The organism is Photobacterium lipolyticum, assembly GCF_003026475.1.
GTDB lineage: Bacteria > Pseudomonadota > Gammaproteobacteria > Enterobacterales > Vibrionaceae > Photobacterium > Photobacterium lipolyticum.
This window is the reverse complement of sequence record NZ_PYMC01000001.1, coordinates 470,739-497,041: the sequence shown is the minus strand read 5'-3', so window position 1 is coordinate 497,041 and position 26,303 is coordinate 470,739. Positions and strand designations below refer to the sequence as shown.

Annotated in this window: 21 protein-coding genes; 17 read left to right on the top strand and 4 right to left on the bottom strand. The window is 45.8% G+C overall.

The window, feature by feature from the left end; genetic code table 11:
• Positions 1-11: 11 nt before the first annotated feature.
• Positions 12-998 (bottom strand): helix-turn-helix domain-containing protein, encoded by a 987-nt coding sequence (locus C9I89_RS02135; RefSeq protein WP_107281686.1) that lies wholly within the window; start codon positions 996-998, stop codon positions 12-14.
• Between the two features lie 351 nt (positions 999-1,349).
• Between C9I89_RS02135 and C9I89_RS02130 the strand changes: the two genes are divergently transcribed.
• The 16 genes from C9I89_RS02130 (at position 1,350) to C9I89_RS22385 (ending at position 20,492) form a co-directional block, all read left to right on the top strand.
• The gene (locus tag C9I89_RS02130; protein ID WP_107281685.1) at positions 1,350-1,949 is read left to right on the top strand and encodes an outer membrane beta-barrel protein; all 600 of its coding nucleotides are present in this window, start codon (positions 1,350-1,352) and stop codon (positions 1,947-1,949) included.
• Between the two features lie 65 nt (positions 1,950-2,014).
• Positions 2,015-2,725 (top strand): hypothetical protein, encoded by a 711-nt coding sequence (locus C9I89_RS02125; protein WP_107281684.1) that lies wholly within the window; start codon positions 2,015-2,017, stop codon positions 2,723-2,725.
• Positions 2,726-3,289: 564 nt separating this feature from the next.
• Positions 3,290-4,498, top strand: coding sequence for an acyl-homoserine-lactone synthase (locus C9I89_RS02115; RefSeq protein WP_107281683.1), 1,209 nt, complete (start codon positions 3,290-3,292; stop codon positions 4,496-4,498).
• Entirely contained in the window at positions 4,491-7,016 is a 2,526-nt protein-coding gene (locus tag C9I89_RS02110; RefSeq protein ID WP_107281682.1) for an ATP-binding response regulator, read from the top strand. Before C9I89_RS02115 ends, C9I89_RS02110 begins: the two co-directional genes overlap by 8 nt.
• A gap of 486 nt (positions 7,017-7,502) precedes the next feature.
• Positions 7,503-8,054, top strand: coding sequence for an NAD(P)H-dependent oxidoreductase (locus C9I89_RS02105; protein ID WP_107281681.1), 552 nt, complete (start codon positions 7,503-7,505; stop codon positions 8,052-8,054).
• A complete protein-coding gene (locus C9I89_RS02100) occupies positions 8,054-9,259 on the top strand; it encodes a NupC/NupG family nucleoside CNT transporter (protein ID WP_107281680.1) in 1,206 nt (401 codons plus the stop codon). The genes C9I89_RS02105 and C9I89_RS02100 overlap by 1 nt, the downstream gene beginning before the upstream one ends.
• Before the next feature lie 109 nt (positions 9,260-9,368).
• A complete protein-coding gene (locus C9I89_RS02095) occupies positions 9,369-10,094 on the top strand; it encodes a nucleoside phosphorylase (protein WP_107281679.1) in 726 nt (241 codons plus the stop codon).
• Between the two features lie 117 nt (positions 10,095-10,211).
• Positions 10,212-10,898, top strand: coding sequence for a Crp/Fnr family transcriptional regulator (locus C9I89_RS02090; RefSeq protein WP_107281678.1), 687 nt, complete (start codon positions 10,212-10,214; stop codon positions 10,896-10,898).
• A gap of 389 nt (positions 10,899-11,287) precedes the next feature.
• A complete protein-coding gene (locus C9I89_RS02085) occupies positions 11,288-11,776 on the top strand; it encodes a hypothetical protein (RefSeq protein ID WP_107281677.1) in 489 nt (162 codons plus the stop codon).
• A gap of 266 nt (positions 11,777-12,042) precedes the next feature.
• A complete protein-coding gene (locus tag C9I89_RS02080; protein WP_107281676.1) occupies positions 12,043-12,231 on the top strand; it encodes a hypothetical protein in 189 nt (62 codons plus the stop codon).
• Between the two features lie 128 nt (positions 12,232-12,359).
• Entirely contained in the window at positions 12,360-13,265 is a 906-nt protein-coding gene (locus tag C9I89_RS02075; protein WP_107281675.1) for a sulfide/dihydroorotate dehydrogenase-like FAD/NAD-binding protein, read from the top strand.
• 275 nt (positions 13,266-13,540) lie between these two features.
• A complete protein-coding gene (gltA, locus tag C9I89_RS02070; RefSeq protein WP_107281674.1) occupies positions 13,541-15,055 on the top strand; it encodes an NADPH-dependent glutamate synthase in 1,515 nt (504 codons plus the stop codon).
• The gene (locus tag C9I89_RS02065) at positions 15,052-17,037 is read left to right on the top strand and encodes a 2-oxoacid:acceptor oxidoreductase subunit alpha (protein ID WP_107281673.1); all 1,986 of its coding nucleotides are present in this window, start codon (positions 15,052-15,054) and stop codon (positions 17,035-17,037) included. Before gltA ends, C9I89_RS02065 begins: the two co-directional genes overlap by 4 nt.
• Entirely contained in the window at positions 17,034-18,008 is a 975-nt protein-coding gene (locus C9I89_RS02060; protein WP_107281672.1) for a thiamine pyrophosphate-dependent enzyme, read from the top strand. The genes C9I89_RS02065 and C9I89_RS02060 overlap by 4 nt, the downstream gene beginning before the upstream one ends.
• Positions 18,005-20,203: a ferredoxin gene (locus C9I89_RS02055; RefSeq protein ID WP_107281671.1), complete on the top strand. Its 2,199-nt coding sequence runs from the start codon at positions 18,005-18,007 to the stop codon at positions 20,201-20,203. The genes C9I89_RS02060 and C9I89_RS02055 overlap by 4 nt, the downstream gene beginning before the upstream one ends.
• A gap of 115 nt (positions 20,204-20,318) precedes the next feature.
• Entirely contained in the window at positions 20,319-20,492 is a 174-nt protein-coding gene (locus tag C9I89_RS22385) for a hypothetical protein (protein WP_170107597.1), read from the top strand.
• Positions 20,493-20,623: 131 nt separating this feature from the next.
• Here the strand turns inward: C9I89_RS22385 and dhaM are convergent, their stop codons facing one another.
• From dhaM to dhaK, 3 genes are read right to left on the bottom strand one after another with little or no spacing between them, the layout of a single operon-like run.
• On the bottom strand, positions 20,624-21,463 hold the full coding sequence (gene dhaM / locus C9I89_RS02050) for a dihydroxyacetone kinase phosphoryl donor subunit DhaM (RefSeq protein ID WP_107281670.1): 840 nt from the start codon (positions 21,461-21,463) through the stop codon (positions 20,624-20,626).
• A 19-nt stretch (positions 21,464-21,482) separates the two neighbouring features.
• Positions 21,483-22,115 carry a dihydroxyacetone kinase subunit DhaL gene (gene dhaL / locus C9I89_RS02045; RefSeq protein ID WP_107281669.1) on the bottom strand — a complete coding sequence of 211 codons (633 nt, stop codon included), beginning with the start codon at positions 22,113-22,115 and terminating at the stop codon, positions 21,483-21,485.
• Between the two features lie 25 nt (positions 22,116-22,140).
• On the bottom strand, positions 22,141-23,208 hold the full coding sequence (gene dhaK, locus C9I89_RS02040; protein WP_107281668.1) for a dihydroxyacetone kinase subunit DhaK: 1,068 nt from the start codon (positions 23,206-23,208) through the stop codon (positions 22,141-22,143).
• A 256-nt stretch (positions 23,209-23,464) separates the two neighbouring features.
• On the opposite strand from dhaK, the gene C9I89_RS02035 reads away from it, so the two are divergent.
• Positions 23,465-26,239, top strand: coding sequence for a M16 family metallopeptidase (locus C9I89_RS02035; RefSeq protein WP_107281667.1), 2,775 nt, complete (start codon positions 23,465-23,467; stop codon positions 26,237-26,239).
• The last annotated feature ends 64 nt before the right edge of the window (positions 26,240-26,303 follow it).

Below are 26,303 nucleotides of genomic sequence, written 5' to 3'. Positions count from 1 at the left end.
TTATATGATAACTATTTGTAATTATGTTGGTGAAAGAATGATGGAGCATGACCAGTATGTTTTTTGAACGCTCGGGCGAAGTTTGAAGGTTCGCTATAGCCAAGTTTCGTAGCAATATGCTCGATACTCATCTCTTGATGAAGGTATTTTTTCGCGCGCCTGAATTTAAGGTGCTTGATGATACTTTGGAAGCTGGAACCTTGGCTTTTTAGGATCCTTTGTAAACTTCTTTGTGAACAACCAAAGACTTCAGACAGGAATGGTAAGCTCAGATCCCCATGTTCAATAAACGTTTCTGTTGCCATGATAAGCCTCTCAAAAGCAGCTGGATCTGTAGCGGCGTTTAGTTGGCTTATCGCTATTTTCTCGGCAATATTATCAAGCTTAATGTTTACCGGTATGCAGCTATAACTCAGGTTAGTGTAAATTTTTAGAGATCTAGTTGTTTTGATGATGTCATGAGGAGGCGCTAACGGCGAGACTAAAGACAATGTTTCTGGTTTCCAATTCTCCCCAAGAAAGCTTTTAATTACATTAAGCAGTGTGAGTGTTCGAAAATACTCTGTTTGCTCTGGGCCTAGAGCATTATAAGGAATTTGGCCTTTATGGCATATATAACAGGTGTCGTTATTATATGTGAGCCACAACTTGAAGTGAGAGCCTTGTAGCGTTTGATTTGATGATAGAAATAAAAACAGGTCAAAAAAACTGTCTGCCTTTGGAATGTTAGATGCAACTGTAGGATGTATGCTGGGATACCCTCGTAGCTGCGAAGCGGTTATTCCAATATTGTCAGTCCTAGTTTTTACAGAGACATCGTTAATAATCTTACATAAATGAAAGGTAGGAATAAAATTGTCGGGACGAATGAGTTGCGGAGAAAGGCCACAACCCTTTAGCAAATTGTATTGATTAAAGCCTGATTCCTCATAGTACCCTAAGAAAGGTAATAATATAATAGAATTGGCTAGAGGTAATTCGGTAACTTTTTTTAGCATTTACTTAATTTAATTGTTGCGAGCAAATATTAAGAATAATGAAAAACCAATGAAAGTCAATTAGTCCTGTATGGAAAACGATACATGATAATTTATAGATGAAACTGGTTGTGTATTGTGTTCCCACTTAGATACAGTTCTAAATATCACTAGTAATACTTCCTTAACGAGCTATGCATTCTATGGCGTATATTTTATTTAAATAATTTAGAAGCTTATGAAGATGTGTCTGATTTCTGTTATTTATTGTCTTGTTTTATGTAGTCGCTGATATTTTCTATCGGTAAAATTAGACAATTAAATCAAACATGATTTGGTTTGTGAATTTTTAATTATATAAAAGGTATAGCCATGAGGGTGAAGGCTTTGGTCTTGGCTGCTGCTCTGCTGCCAACGACTTCTTTTGCAGAAACTTATATAGGTTTTTCGGTAGGGCAAGGACAATTCAGAGGAACGGAATTGAATGCTTCTGGCTATGGTCAAACTTTTATGGATGTTGAGGTCGATATCGATAAAAGCAGCATAGCGGGTAGCTTGTACGCAGGCTATCAATTTAATCCATTTTTTGCCATTGAACTTACGGCTGGTGGAATTGATGCCATTAATGTGGATTCTGTGTCCGTTGGCAGGATGATGTATGTCGCGGCAGCTCCCAAAGTAAGTTATCCATTAGGTCGAAATTTTCAAATTTTTGGCAAATGGGGTCTTGCACAGTTTTCTGCTGAGACAATCATTAATGCAGGAGCTTGGGGAGATTACACAACGGATGACAGCGTGACTTCGCAAATGTTCTCACTTGGAGCTGAATATGCATTGAATAACTCCGTTGCAGTGCGTGTAAGCTGGGATTACTTAAGGCCAGAGTTAGAACTTGGATCTTATAATGGTATAAGTGCCAATGTCGCGACAGATATTAATATTTTTTCCGCCGGCTTAAATTATAAGTTTTAATTTTTTGTTAAATAACATCACTTTGATATTGTAATTTTGCAAGTTTCTCATTCCTAGGAGTTAAAATGAAAGGGTTTAGTATTATTGGTGGCATTTTGTTAGTGCTTTTAACCTCCGGTTGTAACAGTGATAGCGAGAGTTCTTCTAGTGCTTCTGGTCCCAGTAGTTCCAGTGAATCATTTATCGGGAATGGGATATATAAAGGGGATGGAAATGACTTTATGTTAGTCGACTCGACTCGGGCCAATAATAATGTATTTCTCGCTGACCTCGATAGCGGTGAGTTTTATGTTGTAGACAATTCAACCGCAACTGAAACACAGATGATAACCCGAGGTCTGACTTATTCAGATAATGGTAATATTTCCAGAGTCGAAGATTTTGTCGCAACAGCAAATTTTACCCCTGACACTGTTACGATTACGGCACAATTAGAAGACCAAAACTTTATTTATTCCATGGATCGGGCTGAGGACTCTTTACCTTTAGAGCAAATTGTTGGTACACATACGAATCCAGATGACGGTAGTACATGGGAAATTAACGAAGATGGCTCGTTTGTTATTAACGGCAGCTGTATAATATCAGGTAATATAAAGCGTCAAGGAGCATATTATAATATTAACAGTGCTTCTGCTGTATCATGTAATAATTCTGCAGAAAATGGCAGTTACTATGGTGCATTGATTACATTAAATATTGCAGATAACTATTATCTATTTGGCATTTTTGCCAATCAGGCATCATTGCTTGTGACCTCTTTTCGTCAAAGCTAGTTAACTGCCAAAGTATGATTCAGGGTGCATGGATTCACCCTGGATGTACATGCCCCCCCTTCCAGATTATCTTGCATAAATTACTTGATCTGCCCCAATAAGATTGGACTCGAAGCTAAGCGACCTTTTTCTGTTCAAAATCGACAGGGTTTAAATACCCAAGAGCATCGTGCCTTCTTGTTCGGTTGCAATCAACCTCAATATATTCAACCATCGTTTTCCGCATCATTTTTTGGTCGTTATCAGTTCATATTGGTTAACTGCACGCTTACGTATATTTGGGATGCCTGTAGATTGAGTTATTGTGCTGCCTCTGGAACAGATGTTCTTGCAGCGAGCTTAAGCGCCTGTTCCTTAAACTCTTCGGCGTGCTTGATGCGTGTTTTAGTGTTTGTCATTGTTTACCTCGTTAAGTGATTTTACTCGCTTAATTCGGTGTCGAAATTGTTGGTTCAGATCAAAACTAGTTTGAATAACAGTGGCATGTGTGACTGGTGTCAGTGAAATGTGTGCATATATGTTTGATAATAAGGTATAAATATAACATTCTCTCTAAAGAGTACTATGAAGATTGAGACTTCTGTTCAAACGCCATTTCTATTCGGCAACGCTATGACTAAAGACTTATGCCGTATTGAGTTATTTTCTTGGATTAAAGACCGTTTTGCCCATCGAACATGCACGAATTTGTTTCAAAAACTGACCCTCAAGCGTAAGGCACAGATTCTAGAACTCAAACCAGAACTTCACCGCGCTAATCTAGCTACTATATTCAAAGCAGTTAATTATTCAGAGCTAAGTCTGTGGGATAGCGAAGGCCTACCGGATGACCTGTTACTCATAGAGCAAGCGGCATGTTCTTTGTATCCGCATTGGCTAGCGTTTTGGTGTGATTACGAAATTCACGAGGTGAAAGCCAGGTACGCCATGGTGCTATTGAAGCACTCATCCCATGATTCCCTAAGTTATGAAGACAGGGACTATCGAGGTGAGCTGATCGATAACATTGAAATTGATTATCGGTTGTTTAATACCCTTTATCATGATGCTCCCATGAAACTCTCCGACGCAATATGCCTGATAAACCTGGAGCTTTTTGTCCGTGGAGAAGAATGGTATGAAATGCTGTTTTCTCTGTCGCTTTCCAATAAAGGGAAACACTTCGTACTTTTTAGCGACCTCGCTGATAGCGAAACACGACTTATCGTCGCATCAGCTTTGATTCAAGATTGGAACCAAAAAGAAACCTGGTTGAGTTTGGCCCCCCAATTTGAAAGCGAAAAGTGGACAATGTGCTTACCACCACATGCATATTGTGAGTTGAATCGGCATAAATTATTTAACCCTCCCCTTATGGAAATCTGTAATACGGCTTCTGAATTCAATCAGAGATTAGCCTTTAACCTTGATAATGCAGCATCAATCTGCGAAGTGTTACGTCTGACCGTAAGTGGGACACACCAACAAAGGCTGTATTTTTTATATCTGACTCAAAAATTGCTTATGAGCACGTTGCTTAATGCGGGTTATGTCGTCGGTCTGACGATCATAGAGCAACCATTTATGCTTAACTTCTATAAAGCCATTGATAAGAGAGCTTACTTTCATAGCTGTTATTGTGATATCAATGATGAAGGAGTGATTACCTATCGTGGTTTTTGGAACTTCGATTATATGGACAAAGTATTTGAAAATGTCTTATTCCGAGATTACAAGCGGGCGGTTCAAATTGGACGAAACAATAAGGCGAACCTCTTGGTGATGAATGCTTGACTTGAATCTGCAATCAATTATATACCCCAAAGCTATTATCCTACTGCTCACTGCCGGTATAGTTATGGTGTGGTTGCTCTACTATTGCTATACCCTAAAGCTAAAAAATCACAAAACTTATCACGCAGCATATATTGCGTACTCATGCTGCATCACTTTGTGGATTTTAAGCAATGCTTATTTCCACACTGACCTCCTTGTCGAGTTTGGTGATGCCGGCGGCATATTCATGGCAAAATTGGCTAATCTGGCATCCTTTTTTGCTTTTGCATTTGCGTTTTATTTTTCATGTCGTCTCTCGGCCGGAGAGGAAAAGCGGAATGTTTTCAAATGGCAATTTATTGTCTTTTTTGGATTTTCCATTTATTCACTGTACGTAAACTTACATCCAAATCTAACGGTAAAGAATGTTTCGATCGTGGCCCCAAGCGATTTCATTATCGAATTTGGACCGCAAACCTCCATGTTCTTTATGAGCATGATAACGTTGGTCGTACTCACCCTGACTAACCTTATTGCAATGCGCAGGCGAAGTAGCAGGTTAAACCGGACCAAAAACAATTACATGATTGCCGGTATTGTGGTGTTTATGCTGTCGACGGTAACGATTCATCTGGGAATGACTTATTTCTTCGGTGATTTTTCCCTTACCTGGCTACCACCCGCTTTTTCGATCAGTGAAATGCTGCTGATGGGTTACGCCTTGCTTACTTCTCGCTTTTACAGCAGCAAGTATATGTTTTTCCAATTTTTAACGATAGTGGTGACCAGTGCGCTTTATCTGGTGCCGCTATCTATTGTGATGGCTTTCACGCAGTACCATTTTGAGCTTATTGTCGCCTACAGCGTAATCCTTGGACTCTCGTGGCTAAAACTGTTTAACTGCGTGAAAAAATACACCAGCTTAATGGTGTACAATTCCCCCATGTCACCAACAGAGCAAATATATTCTTTGGTTGAAGAGTTTCAATCATCACCGACAACGGCTATTCAGAAGCTGGCAACACTGTTGAATGTACCCAGCAATAAAATACAGCTAGTGAAGAACTCCCATGATTCAGATATTTATACCAATTATTTGTCAAAGAGCCGAGAACCCCTGGTATTTGAAGAGATTAAAGAGAAGCTCGACAACAACATAAGCCAAGATACCCTTGCTGCATTACATCATAAAATGAGCCAGAACGAAGCGGCTATCATTATGCCTCTTTTTGACAGCCGCCAGATGATTTCGCATCTGTTGATCTCACCCCATAAGCAAGACGGTCGATTGTTTTCAAATGAAGAGTTAGTCGTATTAGAAAAAGTGCTGAAACAAGCGCAAGGTTACATCAATTTTGAGCGACGTATTTGTCAATCTCAGGCATTAGCAAATTCAATCGCGCATGAAATGCGCAACCCCTTGACTCAATTGCAATTCAACTTGGAAACACTTCAAATTCAGGTGGAAACGCAGGCTGACAGCAAGACGCTTCTGGATCAGATAGAAAAAGGCAAGATTGCAATTGACAGGGGGAGGCAACTGATCAATATCATTTTGCGAGAAGTGAACAACTCATCGCTCGATCAAGAACCAATGATGACATCATCGATCAAGCGCTTACTGATGCAGGCCTTTAACCAATATGGTTTTGAGAGTGAACAAATTGAAAACAGGGTTCATCTGAATATCCAGAAAGACTTTTCTGTCAGGGTGAACGATACCCTATTCAACTTTGTGATTTTCAATTTATTTCGTAATGCTATTTATTATTTTGATTCCTATCCAGAGAGCCGAATTGAAATAACGTCTTGTTCCAACCGTTACCCAAATAGGGTCATTTTCAGAGATACGGGGCCTGGCATACCAGAGAACATCCACGCGCGGATCTTTGATGACTTTTTTAGTTATAACAAAAATGGCGGTAGTGGTCTTGGCCTTGGGTATTGTTTACGAGTCATGAACTCCTTCGGCGGCAGTATTCAGTGCAAGTCAAAGCATGGAGAATACACCGAGTTCCATTTGATTTTCCCTATCCTGTCTGTTGATAGTCCAATTTACGATGAGATAGTGAATCATTCATCTGTGATTGAATCAGCACACTGTCAGCCAAGTTCTGTTGCCATTCAACCGCAATCCGCTCCAGCAACAGGTGTTTATGAACGAAAAACCATTCTGATCGTAGACGATCAAGAGGTTCAACGTGCCTTGATAAAGCTCTACCTCGAACAATTGGGTTTTGATATAATTCAGGCAAACAATGGCAAAATCGCGGTCGAGATATTCCAGAACAATCCTATCGACCTTGTCCTCATGGACATCCAAATGCCAGTGATGAATGGTTTTGACGCCGCAGCAAAAATCAAACAGCTTAGCCCAACCACACCCGTCATAGCGCTATCAGGAGAGTCTGGGAAACGAGAGCTGGAACTTATCAGCAAAATGATGGATGGATGCCTGACCAAACCGACCTCTAAGCCTGCTTTGACTGTCATGTTGAACGAATGGCTGACTGAAAAGTCTCCGGTGAGCTGTTAGCGCCAAACATCTCATGATGTCGAGACCTTAGAGCCGGATGATTATAAAAGATGCCCATGCTGCTATTGGTATCGACAGAAGGCATCAAGTCCAGCTGGCTTCTGTTTGCGGAACTGCGTACTGGTTGTAAGTCAACTACCTCGTTAATATCACTCCTCGAACTCGACAACCATGATATCACCTCTGATTAGGCGGCAAACCAATAATGCCACAACGTGCATACAATGTAATTCTTTGGTGAGTTTTGCCTGCATTGTTTATGGATTATCTATTTTGTTGTCAATAGTATGAGCTGACTCTATAAGAGAAGGACAAATGTCCTCACTTTTTAGTTAGTAAGCCTTTTATAATCAGCATCAGTTAAACCGAGCAATATAAGCCTGGCTGAAGTAATAGAGGTTTTAGCCTGCTTATTATTTCTTTGATCTACATAAGCTAAAAGCATGAATAACTACATATGCTTATTTACATTATAGGATTTTTCACATGAATGTACTGGTTATCGATGGGCATCCAGACTTACAGAAATCGACTGCAAACGCAGTTACTTATAGCCACTATCAGCAGACTACTGATTGGTCAATTCAACATTTAGGTGCTGGTTATCAAGGTGATATAGACCAAGAGCAGTCGGCGTTACTAAATGCTGATATTGTTGTTGTGCAGTTCCCATTGTATTGGAGCACTTTCCCCGCTGTTTTAAAAAAATGGATTGATGACGTATTTACCTACGGTTTTGCTTTTGGTCCTAATGGCAGTAAATTAAAAGATAAAAAATTAGTTTTCTCTATAACCGCCGGGGCAACAGCGGAATCATACAGTGAAACAGGCTTTAATTTCATGCCTTTCAGTGTCTATCAGCAAGCTTTCGAACATGTATTTCGTGCTGCTGAAATGGATATTACTAATACTATTGTTACATTTGAAATGAATGCGAATCCCGATGAAGGTGGAGATAAAGACAACACAATAAAACTCGCACAACATCATGCCAAAGAAGTGATTAATACAGTTAATACACTAATAGGGAAATTATAATGTTTCAGTCTGTGCTAGGTATTATAGCTCTGTTGAGTGTTGGGTTTGTTTTTTCTGAAAATCGTAAAGCAATTAGTTGGCGTGCCGTTGTTGGAGCCTTTGCGATTATTTTAGTTGTTGCTTTTTTTGTTTTAGCTACCGATATGGGGGCTGGAGTATTACTTTCTATATCGAACACTGTCGGCAATGTCTTTGGTTATGGTGCTGAAGGGATTAAATTTGTTTTTGGTAGTTTGGTTGATTTTAGTGTTGATGGAATTGGATTTGTCTGGGCTCTTCAAGTATTGCCACAAATCATATTCACGGCATCACTAACATCACTGCTATATTATCTTGGTATTATGCAGTGGTTTGTGTATGCAATTGGCGGCGGATTACAAAAAGTGCTAGGAACATCGCGTGCGGAATCAATGAATGCTGCCGGTAATATCGTTCTTGGTCAAACGGAAGCTCCTTTACTGATTAAACCTTATCATCGTGTGCTGACTCGTGCTCAAATTTTTGCTGTGATGGTGGGGGGGATATCATCGATTGCGGGCTCCATTTTAGCGGGCCTTGCCGGTATGGGTGTGGAGCTAAGCTACTTAATTATGGCATGTTTTATGTCTGCACCAGCCGGATTAATGTTTGCGAAACTTATCATTCCTGAAACGGAAGAGACTATTAACGAAGTTCCTGAATTACCCGATGATGAAAAACCAAGTAGCTTTATTGATGCTATTTCTAAGGGGGCAATTGCAGGTGTAGGTATTGCTGCTATCGTAGGCGCGGTAATCATCTCCTGTATAGGTCTTATGGCATTGCTGAATGGTGGTCTAAATGCGATTGGTGAAATGATCAATATCTCTGGGCTGTCAGTTGATATGATTCTGGGAACGCTATTCTCACCTGTTGCGTGGTTAATTGGTGTTCCGTGGGATGAAGCAACGATTGCTGGATCATTTTTAGGTCAAAAGATTGCTATGAATGAATTTGTGGCATTCGCAAACATGGGCAATGTAGAGCTAACCGCACGTTCAACTGCAATTATGACTACCGCTTTGTGTGGTTTTGCTAACATTGGCTCAGTAGCTATGGTATGTGGCGCTCTGAGTAAAATGATCCCCACTCAAGCGGGTGTTATTGGCAAGCTTGGAATGAAAGTATTGCTTGCCGCTACATTAGCGAATTTAATGAACGCGACAATAGTTGGTCTGTTTGTCTAATTCTTGAATATTAAATGGCTAGGGTGTCGATAATCTCTAGCCATTAATCTATGTTTCTTCAAGCGTAAATTTTCAAATATGTATTTAACCATTTTAAGAAAGGTTTTTTATGAATAAACAGCCCCACTTATTAGTAGATTCAAAGCAAATTTCTGACAGTGTCATTGTTTGTGGAGAACCTAATCGAGTAAACAGAATCGCTAAATTTTTGTCTGAAGTTGAATTACTCTCAGATAATAGAGAATATCGTCTAATGAAAGGAATATATAATGGTATTCCTATCACGATATGCAGTACTGGTATTGGATCTCCGTCTGCGCTCATTGCCTTAGAAGAGCTTTATCAGTGCGGTGCAAAAAAAATCATTAGAGTCGGCTCTTCTGGTGCGCTTCAGGCGAATATTGCTTTAGGCGATCTTATTATTGCGGAGGCGGCAGTACGCGATGAGGGGGGATCAACCTGTTATGTTCCTGCTGCGTTTCCCGCGTACTCTGAATTTGAGCTAATCAATGGGTTGCAACGTTTTTGTGTAGATAACAAGTATCCATATCATCAAGGCGTTGTTCGCTCACATGATAGCTTTTATACCGACGATGAAGAGAAACTTTGTCAATATTGGCATAAAAAAGGTGTTTTAGGTGCCGACATGGAAACATCCGCATTATTAACTGTGGGGCGTTTGAGAGGGCTGAAAGTTGCTTCTATTCTCACCAATGTTGTTCTTTATCAGCAGGATGTGAAAGAGGGAGTAACGGATTATATTACTGAAAATGAAATCATGGTGGAAGGAGAAAAAATAGCAACTCAAGCCGCTCTTTATGCATTAACATGTTAATTGCTATTCGCAGTATTAATTCATGTTACTGCGAATCTTTTTTTTGTGATGCTATAACTATCTATTTGTATTGAAAGCGCGTATGTTCCGGGTTTTATTTTTTGACGCTGATAAATTATGCAATTATCACCTTATGCTTCGACTCGATTTACCCCATACTTAGAACAGCATTATCGTGATTTTTGTGACACTCTTTATGCATGTCAAACGCATACTCAACACTACCAGGCCGGTGATATAATTCTTAAGCAAGGGCAAGATATTGAGGCTCTTTATGTTGTATCTGTTGGAAAAGTGTCAATGAATATTTGTGCATTAAATGGACGAAGATTTCAGTTAGGTGAAGTGAATTGTGATCACCATGTTTTTGGTGAAATGGAGTTTTTTACAGGGCATAAATGTCAATGGAATGTTGTCGCAGATGATTCGATGGAAGTAGAAGTCATTTGTGCTAAAAAATTGCAACAATGTTTGATTGAACAGCCCCATTTATCTTTATTCTTTACCTCTGCACTGGCCTGTGATTATCAAGAATCCATGGACATTTACACAAATAGATTACTTCATCCAATTGCTTATAATATTGCATATGACTTATGGCAGCGCCAACAAACATGCGTTACTTTGGGGGCTTTCGATAAGGTTGAACAAGAAGCGGAACGCTTTGGTACATCTAGTCGAGTTTATCGCCGTGCTGTAAAAACATTAATAGACCAAGGTTTTATTGAAAAAAATAATAATCAAATAACGATTATTGATCGGTGTGGTTTAGAGCGTTTTATCGCGATACATGAAGGGAATTAAAGAGGTATTACCAATACCTGATTATTAATTGGATTGGTTAAATATCGGTGTTTTTTCATAAAAAAACAGATTCATTTGTTGCCCTCAGATAGCCTGAGTCATTGAGGGAGAGTAATGAACTATCCGAAGTCAGTAAGCGCACTGCGGAGTGATCAGATAATGTTTACCAGAACATATTTCAGCTTGAACGGATTCATGAGGTGACCATGGTTTATGACGTTTTTCGGGGGTAATAAGGGTGTTGACGCCTTTTTAGTATCGAGCAATTGTCAAATTTTTGACCTCCGTCACTCTATTTGACTTAAATTTTGATAAAACGCATGGCCCTTTGGTCGCTGCATGCATAATGTCTCTGATGTTCCGATTTATTAAAGTTAAAGGTTACAAATATGTCTGATGTGCCAGTGTCTGTTGCAAATGCTGTCGAGGTGGTTCAGCCGGTTGTTGAATCTTCAGGTTCAATTTGGGGGTATGTAGCAGGTGGTGCTGTCTTACTGGTTCTTGCCGGTTTCTTCGGTTATCGCAAAATGAATACGCCTTCATTTATCATTAAGCAAGTAAGAAAGAGAAACCTGAAAGAGATGCAGAAGCAGGGCGTAGAGAACTCTGACTTTATGCTTGATTTGAATAAGCTGCTTGATTCTGTTCTTGAGTACGCCAATAAGAACAACAAAAAGGGGAGTGATGTTGTTAAAATTATCAGTCCGTTAAACGATTCTTCACGGATCAAAACACCACGCGATATGTACCAGTCGATGATTTATATCGCTAACGAAATGCATGATGTGGCATTGGCTCGTGAATTCAAGAACAAGTCCAAGCAGGTGAAAGCTAGCTCACCATTGATGACTGGCTTGTTAAAGCGCGCAGGCATCTAATCTGACTACTAAATCTGAGGTTGCAGGGCTGGCCCTAGTGTTTGCTTAATTCACACAAGCAACCTCAGTTTTACCTTGAATATACTCGCTCTAAAGCCAAGCTGCGTTGATGCCTTACGCAGCTTCACTCAAACTCAATCTTATCTCGCGTCTTCCCCTCCTCCCCTCCTCAAGCTAATTACGTTGGTATGCTTTTTGTGTTACGGCATATATTTGCTACAACTTAGTTATGTCTTAGATTCAGGATATAGCAAGCGGAGGAAACCATGTCAGAGAGAAAGCCTGAGCATCCCGCAGTCAAGATTGCAGGCGCTGTCGGTGCATTCATTTTTATAACCGTCTTAATGTTGGCTGTCTTGGTTCCTGAACACCTCTCTATAGTGGGGTGGATCGTCATTCCTCTCGCAATTATGGGTATTGCGTTGGCTTGGTTTGCATCCAAGAAGCAAGAGTAGAAATCAGAGAGGCTCTCGCGCAAATCATTAGCCATTGACCTGTATCAAACATAGTTTCTTTTTGGCCATAGCATTGATAATTGCGTATATATTTTTATTGTCGGACTTATTAGCGAAGGGAGATCGTTATGTCCTCAAGTAAAAATCGAAAATTTCACCAGATCAATTCATCGACGCCCGAGGGCTATCATGCTTGTGCTATTGAGATCGTTCGGCGCGAAGACTTCTCTGACGTTACCTACCTGCTGGAAATTCGGCATCCGATGATTGCGAAAGCTGCCCAACCCGGGCAGTTCGTGATTGTAATGTCGCACGAAGATGGCGAGCGAATTCCACTGACTATTGCAGACTTCGACCGTGAAAATGGCACCATTACGCTTGTTATACAGGCGGTTGGAAAAACCACCAAAGAGATGCAACGAGACTGCCTGGTAGGCACTCCGCTTTACAGCGTAACCGGCCCGATGGGTGAGCCAAGTCACATCAGCAATGTCGGGAAAGTCGTCTGCGTAGGCGGCGGTCTTGGTGTTGCCCCGGTGTTCCCCCAAGTGCGGGCATACAAGCAAGCTGGGGCTTACGTTATCGGTATCGTCGGCTTCCGCAATAAAGATCTGGTTTTCTGGGATGACAAATTCCTCCAATACTGCGATGAGTTCATTATTTGTTCCGATGACGGTTCGGTAGGCATCAAGGGTCGAGTTACAGATGGTATTCAGCGGGCTATCGAAAAGCACCCGGACATCCGGGAGTTACTGGCTATAGGCCCACCGATCATGATGCAGGCCTGCGCCGAAACCACGCGGCCTTATGGGATCAAGACTACCGTCAGCTTGAATCCGGTGATGGTTGACGGCACCGGAATGTGCGGCGGCTGCCGCGTCAAGCTGGGGGATAATAAGATGAAGTTCGCCTGTGTCGACGGACCTGAGTTTGATGGTCACCAGGTGGATTTCACCGATCTGATCAACCGGTTAAAACGTTTTTCCAAAGAAGAAAAACTTGCCGTCGAAAAATGGACGGATATACCCAAGTAACCTCAAGGTGCAGGATTCAGAGTGATGCCAGCCAGCTCAGTTCAAGGAAAATGTGCGAAGGAATGACTGGTCCTTTTGAGTGCGTTTGACACAGAAGTGGGCTGGCTGGATCACTCCCGAAGGGCGAGTTTTCCATGCACTAATGTTGCGTTGCTGATTTTTGATGTAGAGCGACTATATCGGCAAATCCGCGCCTGACCTTAGCACCTGGAAATTCTCGCTGAAACGAGCATCTTGAGGTTACTTGGGTATAGATGTAAAAAGAGGATCTGACCATGGCAAAAAAAACCATCAGAACCATCCCTCAAGACCGTACGCCGATGCCAGTCCAAACGCCAGCAACGCGTGTAACGAATTTTGACGAAGTCGCCATCGGCTACAGTCTGGAAGACGCCTTGGTCGAGTCGGAACGCTGTCTGATGTGCCCCAAACCAGCCTGTGTGCCCGCGTGTCCGGTGCACATTGATATCCCTGGCTTCATCCAGAAAATTATCGACAAGGACTACCGTGGTGCCTATGACGTCCTCAGCGACGCCAACCCGCTGGCAGCCATTTGTGGTCGGGTCTGTCCACAAGAAAATCAATGTGAAGGCGTATGTACTGTCGGCCAATCCCTGGAGCCGGTCGTTATTGGACGGCTTGAACGGTGGGTTGGCGATCAGGCCATCGACAAGGGGTGGTCCAATGTCCCTTACATAAAACCCAATGGTTACCGGGTCGGCGTCGTCGGCTCCGGGCCTGCTGGTATCGCCTGTGCGGCGGACATGGCCAAGGCGGGTTGTGATGTCACTATTTTTGAAGCCTTCCACAAACCCGGAGGTGTGCTGCGCTATGGCATCCCTGAATTCCGTCTGCCCGATACCGTGATCGCGGCCGAAATCGACAAGCTGGTCAAGCTGGGTGTCAAGATCGAATGCAACACCCTGGTTGGCCGCCTGTTTACCATAGACCAAATGATCAATGAGCTCGGCTTCGATGCGGTCTTTATCGGCACTGGTGCCGGCACCCCCCGTTTTATGAATATCCAGGGAGAGTTTCTCAACGGTGTTTTATCTGCCAACGAGTTGTTAACCCGTTGCAACCTGATGCAAGCCGGGGACTTCCCAAATCACGACACACCGTTGGGACTGGGCAAGCGTGTTGCGATAATCGGCTCAGGCAACACGGCGATGGATGCGATGCGCATATCGCTGCGCATGGGCGCTGAAAATGTCTATTGCATTTACCGCCGTACTATCGAGGAAAGCCCTGCCCGCAACGAGGAAATCGAGCACGCTGAAGAAGAAGGGGTCGAGTTCCACTGGCTCAGCAACCCGCTTGAGATCCTCGATGATGGCAAGGGCAACGTGGCGGGTATGCGTTGTATCCGGATGGAACTGGGGGAGCCCGATGAGTCCGGAAGACGGCGCCCCGTACCTGTTGAGGGCAGTGAATTTGAATTTGAAGCTGACACGGTTGTGTATGCCATAGGTACCAGTGCGAATCCGATCATGGGACGAACGTCCAACATCAAACTCAATATGCGGGGATTCATTGAAACCGATGAGAGCATGGCCACCTCATTTGCTGGCGTTTATGCCGGCGGGGACATAGTGACCGGCGGAGCAACCGTGATCCTGGCAATGGGGGCGGGGCGCCAGGCGGCAGCGTCAATGAAGCAATACCTTGGAATTCGGGATACCGAAGTGGTGTACCAGAATGAACGGTCAGCCCCGGTAAATACGCTGTTTGGGATCGTCCGCGAAGAGCATAATTTTACCCGGGTAACCACCAGGCAGGAGGCCGAATGAAGACTTTATTTACAGACAACGCCGTTATAGGCAGAGCCAATGTGCCGGTGAGTGATCTTCGCGCTGACAGTCCGTCCGATACTCAAACTGTCGAGATCCAGCCAATAGATGCAGTCGGTAAGCGCCAATCCCCAGTGGTTCTGGAAGAGCACACCGTGGAAATTGTCAGTGATTCCGGTGAAGGGGCTCAAAAATGCGGCCAGTCTTTTGGCACAATTGCCGCCCGCTCGGGTAATAGTATTTGGACCGTCGAGATCATTCCTGCAGAAATACAACCGCCGGCACGCAGTATTGAGGGTGCCAGCGGCAACCGGATCCGTTTGGCATCACGCAAGATGAGCAACGGTGGTGACGAGGCAGATTTGATGATCGCGTTTAATGACCAGGTCATGCTACGCAGAGCACGAGAGCATGAATTAAAACCCGGCTGCACCGTGCTATTGGAAAACAAGTGGAAGACCCATCCGGATCCGGCCATAGCGGCAATGTACGCCGATGCTGTGGACGAAATGGTCCAAGGAGGTTATGACATCCGCGAAATCCCGATGGAACAAGAATGCCTGAAGTTGGTCAGTGAGCCGCGGCGCGGTAAAAACATGTTTGTGTTGGGGATGTTATGCCATATCTACTCGCTGGATCTGCAGGATGGACGCAACCAGGTTGCCAGTATCTTCAGGAAAAAAAGCGAAATCATAGTCAACGCCAATATCGGACTGCTGGAAGCCGGTTATCACTGGGCTGCCGATCATCTCGATATCCGCTATAAGATCCCGCCCTCAACGGTCACAGAGCCCCAGATCGTCGTCAACGGCAATGTTGCTATCGGTATGGGTGTCGTGGCATCAGGTATGGAAGTCTGCGCGATGTACCCGATCACGCCGGCAACCTCGGCATCCCATTACCTCAGCGAAGTATTCAGTAAAACCGGTGGCCTGGTACATCAGGCAGAAGACGAAATTGCTGCATGCGCGTTCGCCATCGGCGCATCCTATGCGGGGAAATGCGCGGTAACAATAACCTCGGGCCCTGGTTTTTCCCTTAAACAGGAGGCATTGGGACTGGCAGTTATGGCAGAAATTCCGCTCGTGGTCGTCAACGTCATGCGCGGCGGTCCCAGTACCGGCCTGCCAACCAAAACCGAGCAGTCGGATCTGTTGTTTGCCAGTTTTGGTGGCCATGGTGACAATCCTAAAGTGGTCATTGCTACCTCCGACATCGAGGATTGCTTCTACTCTGTGATCACTGCCCGTAAGATCGCAGAAACATTCAATGTGGTGGTCGTGGTGTTGTCTGACGCCAATCTGGCATCGGCTCAGCAGCCATTTCCACGCCCCGTCTATAGCAAAGACTGGCATGCTCCACCCTTTGACCAAAGCCCGGTCCCTGATGACGCCCTGCCTTATGACTGGGATCCTCTTACCGGGATCGCTCGCCGCTTCATCCCGGGACAACCCGGCGGTATGCATACGCTGACGGGTTTGGCACATAACCGCAAGAGTTGTGTCGCTTACAACAGCGCAGCAAATGTGGAAGGCGTGAAACACCGGAGCCTTAAGCTGGCTGCATTGCAAAAGACCCTGAAAACACCAGAGGTTTACGGCGCCGAGGACGGCGATCTACTGTTGATCGGTTGGGGTAGCACCAAGGGGGCAATTCAGGAAGCGGTAGACCGAATGCGTGTAAAAGGCTATCAGGTTTCTTCCTTGCATCTGAAATTTATTCAACCTATGGCCTCCGGTATTCGTGAGGTGCTCGGACGTTTCAAACAGGTGATGACCATCGAGAACAATTGGTCCGACAGGCTTGACAGCGAACTAATCGATGAGGACAACCGCCGCTATACTGAGCTTGCCCTGATGCTAAGAGCAAGATTCCTGGTAGATATCGACTGCTATTCAGAGGTCAATGGGCAGGCGCTAAAACCCGGAACCGTCGAACGGGTGATTATCGACAAGCTGCAGTCTCGGGAGGGGCAATCATGAACACGACCATTTCTTCCTGCATGATAAACTTACTGGACGATAATTACGTTCTCGAAGACTACCAGTGCGTCGTGCCGCGCTGGTGTGTCGGTTGTGGTGATCATGGCGTGCTTACCGCAGTACAACGACTGTGCCGTGACGAAAAACTGCCCCCAGAAAAGACCGTGTTTGTCTCCGGGATTGGATGCTCAAGTCGCTTCCCGCACTATATGAGTACCTACGGTTTTCATGGCTTGCATGGCCGAGCGTTGCCGATCGCTGAGGGTGTCAAAATCAAGCGCCCGGATCTGAACGTATTCGTGATCATGGGTGACGGCGACTGCTGCAGCATTGGTACGGCGCACTGGATCCATGCGGTTCGCTATAACATGAACATGACCGCGATTGTGCTGGACAACGGCATATACGGCCTGACCAAGAACCAGGCTTCACCGACATCACAGATCGGCCAAATCAGCAATACAACGCCAACAGGCTCACGCCTGGAGCCACTGAACCCCATCAGCGTAACGCTGGGCATCAGTAACGCCTCTTTCGTCGCCCAGGCTGCGGACTGGATGCCAGATGTTACGCACGATATTATTCAACAGGCCTTTCGCCACAAAGGCTTCTCCTTTGTCCGGATACTCCAGCGCTGTCCGGAATTTCAGGCCCACCGCTACGACGATTGGGTAAGGGATCCTGAGCGTATGTTGTTACTCAAACATGACAACGGTCTCCATATTGGCCCGGAACTAGGGCGGGTATATCGCAACCAGGAACTCCACGATCCCTCCGACCGCAATCGGGCTCGCGAAATCGCCTCGGGCCACGACCCGATACCGGTAGGGATATTGTATAAGAACCCGAATATCCCCTGTTATGAAGAACTGCAAGTTCCGGACACAATGAATACCTCTGAGGGGGTGAGCGACTTCCTTGAGGCCGAGTTCGACAAAGTGACCATTAACCCCAAAGGAGCAACAATATGAACTTGGTAACAGCTTCTTTACCGCGCGCAACTGCGGTTCCCAGCATTAATCTGGTCGCTTTTTATCAGCTCGGTGACTGCACGGGATTGCCCGTCGAAAGAAATTGCTTCCAGTTGTTGCGGCCAGCTCTGTTTGCAAATTATCACGATCTGTCGCGACTTCGCTATGACTTCCCGCTGATCCTGGTACACGACAACCAGGGCCAAGAATGGGTAAGGTCTCTGGCCGACACTATCGATGGCAGCTTACAGAAAGTCGCGCCACGGGGCATTAAGGGCGAAGAGCGGCGGCGTCAGGTTCTCAACCAGGAGCAGGAAATCAGGAATCTGGTGAGCCAGGGGCTAAATGGTTCCCTGTCGTCTTTATGGGAAGGGGCGAGGCTAAAGCTGCAGCTAGAGGTGAGCGAAACGATGCGCTCAACGCTAGGTGAAAACCTCGCCAAAGCACACGCAGAATTGGACTTCGATGGAGAAATCATCGACTGCGATGCTGAGTTTCCAAAACGGGTGTTCACCCACGGATGGGAGCAGAGCCAGCGTGTGAAATCGATGCAACTGTGTTCCCGGATCGATTACCTGATGCAGAAACTGTCAGATATCCTGCGTATCGATTACCTGCGTTCCAGCGAGGCCCGTGATGCCGGACATCTCGAACGCTCTGTGGGTACTGGCGACAAGGTCGAGTTTGATTTCCAGGCCATGGCCCGCATTCTGAAATCAGCGCCCGTTGGTGAACCTCTGCCGAAAAAACGCTCACTCCGGATCAGAGAGGCCATGGCGGTCTTCAAGTCCCAGCGTTTTGTCACCAACAGTGGTGGCAAAAACTCATTCAGCTTTGCTTTCGAAAGCTGCGAGCTGGCACTTGAGGCTTTCCGGACGCGTTTGCCTGAGATGGCGATGCTCGTTAAGGCAATCAGCATCGCCGAGTTAGAAATTGAAAACCGTTATGACGAATCACAGCACGATAGCTTCTATCGTCGATTTGACCAGAATCAATTGGGACCCGAAGAACTGGCGCAATTTCCGTCTTATCTGGTGGTTCTTGGAGATAAAATTGATGCCGCGGATCAGCACGCCGTGCTTGATATCCTACGCAGCGGATTGCCTTTCAAGATCATCGCCCAGACAGAGAATATTATCGGTGAGCTGTCAACGGCGCCGGGCCAATTGACTTTCGGTACCCAAGGCCAGCAGCTGGCACGGATGGCCTTGGGCCTGAATACCGTATTCGTGCTGCAGTCGGCTGCTTCATCGCTTTACCCGTTACGTGAGCACGTTATGAAGGGGCTGGCCAGCGACTTACCGGCCCTGTTCAGTGTCTATTCCCCGGGGAAGGCTAAACAGCCTTGTTATCTTACCGCCGCCGCAGCCACCGAATCTCGTGCTTTTCCCTGCTTTGTTTTCGACCCGGCTTGTGGCGAAGATATGGCATCACGATTCCACCTTGTTGGTAACCCCAGAGCAGAACAAGACTGGCCGAGACATCAGCTTAAGTTCGAAGATTCTGAACTAAACGGCTATAGAGAAGAGACCGCATTTACCCTGCTTGATTTTATCGCCTGCGACAGTCGCTTCGCAGAGCACTTCGCGTGTATTGAGCCCGCGTACTGGAGCAGTAATATGCTGCCCGTAGACGCATTTCTGGATCTCGATTCAAATTCGCGTAAAGGCAAGGTGCCCTATGTGCTGTTGATCGACGAAGACGACGTGATTCACCGGGCAGTCTGCGATATCAAGCTTATCGACGCGGCAAAACGCTGTCGTGACCTGTGGCGTAACCTGCAGGAACTGGGTGGGATCAATAATTCCCATGCATTGAAGGCGTTAGCTCTGGCGACCACCACAACCACATCAGACGAAACCGTGAATACGGGATCGCAACAAGCACCCGCCGCCATTGAAGCAACAGCGCAAATCGCTCCCGATCAAGATCCCGCGATTTCCTCCGATGCTCCCTGGATTGAGACCATTCGCTGCACCAGTTGTAACGAGTGCACCGAGCTTAACGACCGGATGTTCGCCTACGACGAAAACAAGCGAGCGTATATCGCCAATCCGGAAGCGGGCAGCTATCGTGAACTGGTTGAAGCCGCCGAAAACTGCCAAGTCTCCATTATCCACCCCGGAAAACCCATAAACCTTGATGAACCCGGGCTGGAAAAGCTGATAGCACGTGCAGAGCCTTTCAGCACTTAGTCTCTGAATACACGAATTTTCCTTTTATTCTGGCTGTGTCTATTAATGTAGATACGGCCTAACTCAGGTGTCATAAGCTACTATTAAGGTGTGTGGGTTATTTGAGGCATACAACATGGCTGACTTCACTGAGAGTATGCGCCTGAAGGGAAAGGCTGCAGAAGATATCTATTTTGCTGAACTAAACCGGAAATTGATTGATGCCCTGCATGAAAAACAAGCCGAGGAGCAAAAACGCCATACAGAACATCTTGGTGATATGGAACACCCGGATAAAATGAATAAATGAGTCTGCTTCATTTTTCCGGCGTTGATCTGAAACGCGGCTGATTGGCAGAATTGGAACCAGAAAAACTCCCATGATAAAAATATGAAAATTGCATTCGACAATTTTGGTTACGGTAAATCAGCCTGCTCATTTTACTGAGCCATATCTTCTCTGTGAAAGCCTTCGCCGGAAAAGTCTTCTCCGAAATGCCTTTGGGCCAGCGCCCGAAATGCATTGAGGGCTTGCACCGCTTCTTTTCCCCGGGTGATGCAAATCACTGTGTCGTGATGCTTAAGGCCAAGCAGGGCGATCTTATTGATGCTTTTGGCATTGATCTGCTGATCGCCTTTGCTGAGCCATACGTCGGCATCAAACGGACTGACGGCGGTGACAATCGCAGCGGCCGAACGGAGGTGAATGCCGTGTGGATTTTGGATCTGCCATGAAAACTGCAATTGCTCAGCAGGCTGCGGGATCACCGCTTTGCGGCTATCAGTAGAAATAGAAGCAGAAGAGAGAGGCGCAGCTGCGGGAGATGCAACTGATGATATTTCTGGGGGGAGCGGCATGGTTTGATTCAGTTGTTGGTATTTGGCGGCGAGCGCACCGTGGGCTTCATGGATCACTTGCTCGATCGTCATGCCCGCGGCGGCGGCGATACTGGCGGCAATAGAGCCTTCAACCAGTGGTGCGGCACAGACGTATACGGCTTTAGCCTGTTCACTACCGAGTAATTCCAGTGCCATATCAGCACTGAGAATGGCACTGCCCATATCAACCAGCACCAATACCCCGTCTGCGCAATAGACCTGCTCAATGGCTGACATCACAGCAACGGCATCGGTACCGATGTCTTTGCCGTTGTCGTTGTCGGGATCGTCGATACCAGCGGCAATAGCCATTTTGACTCGTCCCTGGGTCATTTGAGCGGCCAGCTCTGCAACGCCTTCAGCTAAACGCTGGCTATGAGAAACAATGACAATATTTACCATGTTAAACCTTGGTTAGACCTTACCGTGACAGTAATACATTGTCACACAGGGCGGTAAATAAGAAGTATGACGAGGTTGCACCGGGATCTTGGTGGCCGATAGAGCGTTCACCCAGATAGCTTGCCCGCCCTTTACGAGCTTGCATTTCTATAGTGGCTTTCATGCCTTGTTCAGCCGCTTGTGCTGCGTGTTCCAGCGCGAGGTCCATTCCACTACCTGGTTGCTGCCGTAGGCTGTTGATCACCGCGAGCCAGGTGTCAACCATGGTTTTATCGCCCGCGACAGCCTTACCTCGTAGCTGCACGCCTTTGACACCGTCATCGAGCATTGTCACAAGCTCCTCTAATGTCAGTTCTTCTTTTCCCATCACGCTGGAGGCTGCGCGAATGAAGAAGGTGCCATATAGCGGCCCGCTGGCACCGCCGATGCTTGACAGCAGTGTCATTCCGGTGGCTTTTAATATGCTACCAATGTCTTTGTCGGCCACGGCAGGGAGCTTTTCCATCACTTTGCGAAAACCACGATTCATATTTAAGCCATGGTCGGCATCGCCAATCTTGCGGTCTAACTCGGTGAGAAAATTCTCTTGCCGGGCAAAAATATCAGCGGCGGTTTCCAGCCATTTCACAATCTGCTGCTTAGTCACTATCATGCCGGGCCTCCTTCATTTGCTTTAGCTAACAGCCCCAGCGTAGTGCTGGTGTATTTACGGGCCGATCCCACAGTGACAGCATTTCATCATCGACGTTCAGAACGGTAATAGAGACACCTTGCATATCAAGTGATGTGCAGTAAGCGCCGACTAGGTTACGCTTGATGGTAATACCTTGTTGCTCAAGTAATTCAGCGACTTTACGGAAGACACAATAGAGCTCAGAAAGAGGGGTGCCGCCCAGGCTATTTACCAGCACAATCACTTTATCGCCTCTATCCAGGCTTTCCGTGGTCCAGCTCTCTTCTTGCCACTCTCCGGCGTCGTTGTTCCAGTGGCGAACGGTGCGTTGATATGGGGCGTTATCAAATATTTCAGCCATCATCTCGGTGGTAACGGTGTCGCTGTCAGTAAAAGGCGCTCGTCTGATCCCGGGCTCGCCATGAATGCCGATACCAAATTCAATTTCGTTGTCTGCCAAATCAAAGCCCGGTTTACCTACTGCAGGCACGGTACAGGCAGAGAGGGCAATACCGATTGAGCGGCTACGGTTAGCGATGCGTTTGGCTAGTTTGGTGCATTGCTCCAGGGTGTAACCTTCTTCTGTCGCAGCTCCCAATATTTTTTCTGCCAGTACGGTAGCGGCGACACCGCGCCGACCTGCAGTGTATAAACTGTCTTTTACGGCGACATCGTCATCGATTAATGCGGCTTGAACTTTAATGCCGTCGCCATGAAGCAGCTCGACGGCGGTTTCAAAATTCAGCACATCGCCGGTATAGTTTTTAACTAAAAACAGAACCCCTTTTCCGGAATTAACCTGCTGGCCACATTCGTACATTTGATCCGGCGTTGGTGAAGTAAACATTTCACCCGGGCATGCTCCGTCTAACATGCCATAACCGACATAGCCGCCATGCATTGGCTCGTGACCGCTACCGCCGCCTGAAATTAATGCGACTTTAGGCTTGCCGCGTATTTTGCGACGGATATAAAAAGGGTCAAGATTTACTTGTAGCTCCGGGTGCGCCTTAGCGATCCCTTCTAGTTGCTCTCTTACGACGTTATCAACATGATTAATCATCTTTTTCATCATAGTGTCCTTATGTGCTCCGGGGCAGCATGCAACTTCTTTAAGTGTAAGACGTTTTTATTGTGATGTTATTTCGATTGGCGTCATTTAAGGGATAATGCAATGAGAATGAGCTGATATTGCACGCTGTTTCTTTTGGAAGTGTGAATCTGTTCGGTGTTTTTGCATTAGAGGAGTTCTATGTCTTATTGATATTTTTAACATCATTTTAGGGGGAGCTAAAATGCTGACTAATTTATTTATATAGGACTAAAACATGAGGCAAGGCATTATATCGAGAATAGTCGTATTGCTTTTTTTGGCTATTGTCTTGATTGGTTGCAGCCAAACCAAGCTTGCTGAGCAGAAGGCAATAGTGCCTGATCCGGGGTGGCAGCAAGGTGTGCTGGCCAACGGGATGAAATATCATTTTTACTCTAAAGCCGGAGAGCCGGTAGAAATTCGTTTTTTGATCCACGCCGGTAGCCTGCAAGAAACAGAGCAACAGCAGGGGTATGCCCATTTCCTCGAACACATGGCATTTAACGGCAGTCAGCATTTCAGCGAAAATGACGTTGTCGCCTTGTTTGAAAAAACGGGTGTTGATTGGGGCAATGACTTAAATGCCTTTACTGATTATGACAGTACGGTTTATAAAATAGCTCTGCCGGATCAAACCGAGCTGCAGCCGGCCCTGACCTGGTTTAGAGATATTGCCGATGGTCTGTCATTAAAACCCGACGCCATTGAAGCCGAAAAAGGGGTGGTGTTAGGTGAAATCCGTCAATCACGACCAAATGAAATGCCGCTTGATCTCCAGGCTTATTTTGCCTTGCTGGCCAATAGTGAACACAGTAAGCGTGATGTGCTGGGAACCAAAGCCTCAATTGAAAATATTGATGCGGCAGAGTTAGCGGCCTTTTATGCCAGCTGGTATCAGCCTGATAATGCTGAACTGGTTATTTCCGGCGACTTTCCGGCGATCCAAGCCGAGCAACTTGTCAGTGAGATGTTTACGAGCTGGCAGCAAGAGCCGGATGCCCAGCAAGTAGTCGACTTTAAGGTGAATCCTGTCGGTGAGAATCCGATAGCCCTGCTCGCACCGCAAGGTCAGCTTGCAAGCATGAGTATCGTGTTTGATCTGGGGACGAGAGCATTTAGCGATCATGCCGATCAGCAGAAAATCATGAATGATAATTTGCTGAATATTCTGATTGAGCAACGATTACGTGAACGCATTTTAGCCACCAATACCCCAATCCACGAAGTAATGGCCATGCCGTTTGATCTGCTGGATCGCAAGCAGGCAGTCATTGATATTACATTTAACGCATCAGACCGCATACAGAGTCAGGATTTCTTAGCAAAAGAGCTGGCGAGCCTGCGTGATCACGGGGTGGGAGCTGTTGAGTTAAGCACGGCATTAGCCCTGTTTAACAGTGATTTGGAAAATATTGATGGTGACTGGCGGCAGATGACGTCCGGTGAAATAGCGGATGTAAAAGTATACGCCTTGATTGATCAAGTGCCTGTGCAGGCAAAAGAGGATTATAAAACCAACCTGACAGCCTTTATTGACTCCAACGAGCTGGCGCAAACAAATAAGGCGCTAAAAAAAAGGCTGGTTAAAACGACTAAAACACTATTTTTTGGTACCGAACAGCAAGAACAACCGTTTGAATTGGAGCGAAACAGCCAGGCTTACAATGCACTCTTCGCTGTTGAAGGGGCGCCACTTCTTATGGCTAAAACTATGACGGACTTTCCGGTTCCGTCAACGTTGGGAGTCATTGATAGTATTGAGCAGATAAGCCCAGATACTACTCAGTGGCAATTAGGCAATGGAGTGGAAGTGTGGCTGAAGCAGATGCCTGCAGCGGAAAAGCAAGTATATATGTACTTTTCGTCGCTCGGCGGTTTTTCGGCCGTTGATCCTCTGTTGTATCCGGCGGCTGATTTGACGGTTAATACTTTTCTTCGTAGTGGCTTAGGAGACTTTGACGCGGCGCAGCTGAATCAATATATGACGCGTAATGAAACGATGCTCGAACCATTTATCGATGAAACCCAACACGGTTTTTATCTTCAGACTCGCTACGACAAAGTACCGCTGGCTTTCGCGGCATTGCGAGAAGCGGCCAGTCATGCAGAGGTGAATGAAGTTCAGTTTAAGCATGTGCAACAACAATTTGCCAGCGAGCGTGATACCTGGTTGGCATCGCCAGGCGGCAGGTTTAATGCAGAGATTTATAGTCATCTCTATACGCCTGATAGCCTGCGTTATATTCATGACGGTAAAACCTATCAAGCTGTGACCGCAGAGCAGGTTCAGCAAGTATATCACCAACTGTTTGGTGAGAACCGAGGTTTCAAACTGGTGATTGTCGGCAATATTAAACCGGAAGAATTAGTGCCGTTACTGACCCGCTATGTTGCGAATATTTCGATGAGCAAGCCAGATGATTACAGTCATGATGTTGAATTTGATAATAAGCCTGAAGATATTTTGCTACCGATCTCGAATGAATCCGGCATGTTTTACGGTGTGAGCTTTCTTGCCAAAGGTAACGCCAAAACCGTCGATGATGTATTTGCCGAAGATATGATGCTGAGGGTGTTTTCTCAGCGAGCAACAACGTTATTACGTGAGAAATATGGCTTAGGTTACTCGCCTACTGCCATTACTATCACGCCGGATGGAAGTAAGGTTTCTCAGTTGATGCTTGAGATTAATGCCGATGCCGGGAAACTGGATCAGGTACGCAGCGCGATGACCGAGCTTATCAATGATTTACGTTCAGGCATCACCGAGGAGGAGCGAGATTCTGCCGCGAAGCAGATGGCCAGTGATTTGAAGCCAATGGCGACCAATGCCCCTGATACCGCGTGGTTTATGACACGTTATCTGGTACATGGATACGGCCTGGATGCGGTTAATGATCCTGACAAGCAGATCGAGCAGATCAGCAGAGATGACATTAACCATTTAATCGAGCGGTTAATGGGCAGTAAGACAACACAGCTTGAACATATATTAATGCCGAAATCTTAATTTCTTCCGGGAAAAATAACAAAGAGCCTTTGCTGAGCAAAGGCTCTTTTTTTATGCAATAGAA

Excerpts from the sequence above, each read along its gene's own strand:
- C9I89_RS02060 (WP_107281672.1), top strand. The coding sequence starts at position 17,034 with ATGAACACGACCATTTCTTCCTGCATGATAAACTTACTGGACGATAAT.
- C9I89_RS02105 (WP_107281681.1), top strand. The coding sequence starts at position 7,503 with ATGAATGTACTGGTTATCGATGGGCATCCAGACTTACAGAAATCGACT.
- C9I89_RS02130 (WP_107281685.1), top strand. The coding sequence starts at position 1,350 with ATGAGGGTGAAGGCTTTGGTCTTGGCTGCTGCTCTGCTGCCAACGACT.
- dhaM (WP_107281670.1), bottom strand. The coding sequence starts at position 21,463 with ATGGTAAATATTGTCATTGTTTCTCATAGCCAGCGTTTAGCTGAAGGC.
- dhaK (WP_107281668.1), bottom strand. The coding sequence starts at position 23,208 with ATGAAAAAGATGATTAATCATGTTGATAACGTCGTAAGAGAGCAACTA.
- C9I89_RS02080 (WP_107281676.1), top strand. The coding sequence starts at position 12,043 with ATGTCAGAGAGAAAGCCTGAGCATCCCGCAGTCAAGATTGCAGGCGCT.
- C9I89_RS22385 (WP_170107597.1), top strand. The coding sequence starts at position 20,319 with ATGGCTGACTTCACTGAGAGTATGCGCCTGAAGGGAAAGGCTGCAGAA.
- C9I89_RS02110 (WP_107281682.1), top strand. The coding sequence starts at position 4,491 with ATGCTTGACTTGAATCTGCAATCAATTATATACCCCAAAGCTATTATC.
- dhaL (WP_107281669.1), bottom strand. The coding sequence starts at position 22,115 with ATGATAGTGACTAAGCAGCAGATTGTGAAATGGCTGGAAACCGCCGCT.
- C9I89_RS02125 (WP_107281684.1), top strand. The coding sequence starts at position 2,015 with ATGAAAGGGTTTAGTATTATTGGTGGCATTTTGTTAGTGCTTTTAACC.
- C9I89_RS02065 (WP_107281673.1), top strand. The coding sequence starts at position 15,052 with ATGAAGACTTTATTTACAGACAACGCCGTTATAGGCAGAGCCAATGTG.
- C9I89_RS02075 (WP_107281675.1), top strand. The coding sequence starts at position 12,360 with ATGTCCTCAAGTAAAAATCGAAAATTTCACCAGATCAATTCATCGACG.
- C9I89_RS02035 (WP_107281667.1), top strand. The coding sequence starts at position 23,465 with ATGAGGCAAGGCATTATATCGAGAATAGTCGTATTGCTTTTTTTGGCT.
- gltA (WP_107281674.1), top strand. The coding sequence starts at position 13,541 with ATGGCAAAAAAAACCATCAGAACCATCCCTCAAGACCGTACGCCGATG.
- C9I89_RS02135 (WP_107281686.1), bottom strand. The coding sequence starts at position 998 with ATGCTAAAAAAAGTTACCGAATTACCTCTAGCCAATTCTATTATATTA.
- C9I89_RS02055 (WP_107281671.1), top strand. The coding sequence starts at position 18,005 with ATGAACTTGGTAACAGCTTCTTTACCGCGCGCAACTGCGGTTCCCAGC.
- C9I89_RS02115 (WP_107281683.1), top strand. The coding sequence starts at position 3,290 with ATGAAGATTGAGACTTCTGTTCAAACGCCATTTCTATTCGGCAACGCT.
- C9I89_RS02090 (WP_107281678.1), top strand. The coding sequence starts at position 10,212 with ATGCAATTATCACCTTATGCTTCGACTCGATTTACCCCATACTTAGAA.
- C9I89_RS02085 (WP_107281677.1), top strand. The coding sequence starts at position 11,288 with ATGTCTGATGTGCCAGTGTCTGTTGCAAATGCTGTCGAGGTGGTTCAG.
- C9I89_RS02095 (WP_107281679.1), top strand. The coding sequence starts at position 9,369 with ATGAATAAACAGCCCCACTTATTAGTAGATTCAAAGCAAATTTCTGAC.
- C9I89_RS02100 (WP_107281680.1), top strand. The coding sequence starts at position 8,054 with ATGTTTCAGTCTGTGCTAGGTATTATAGCTCTGTTGAGTGTTGGGTTT.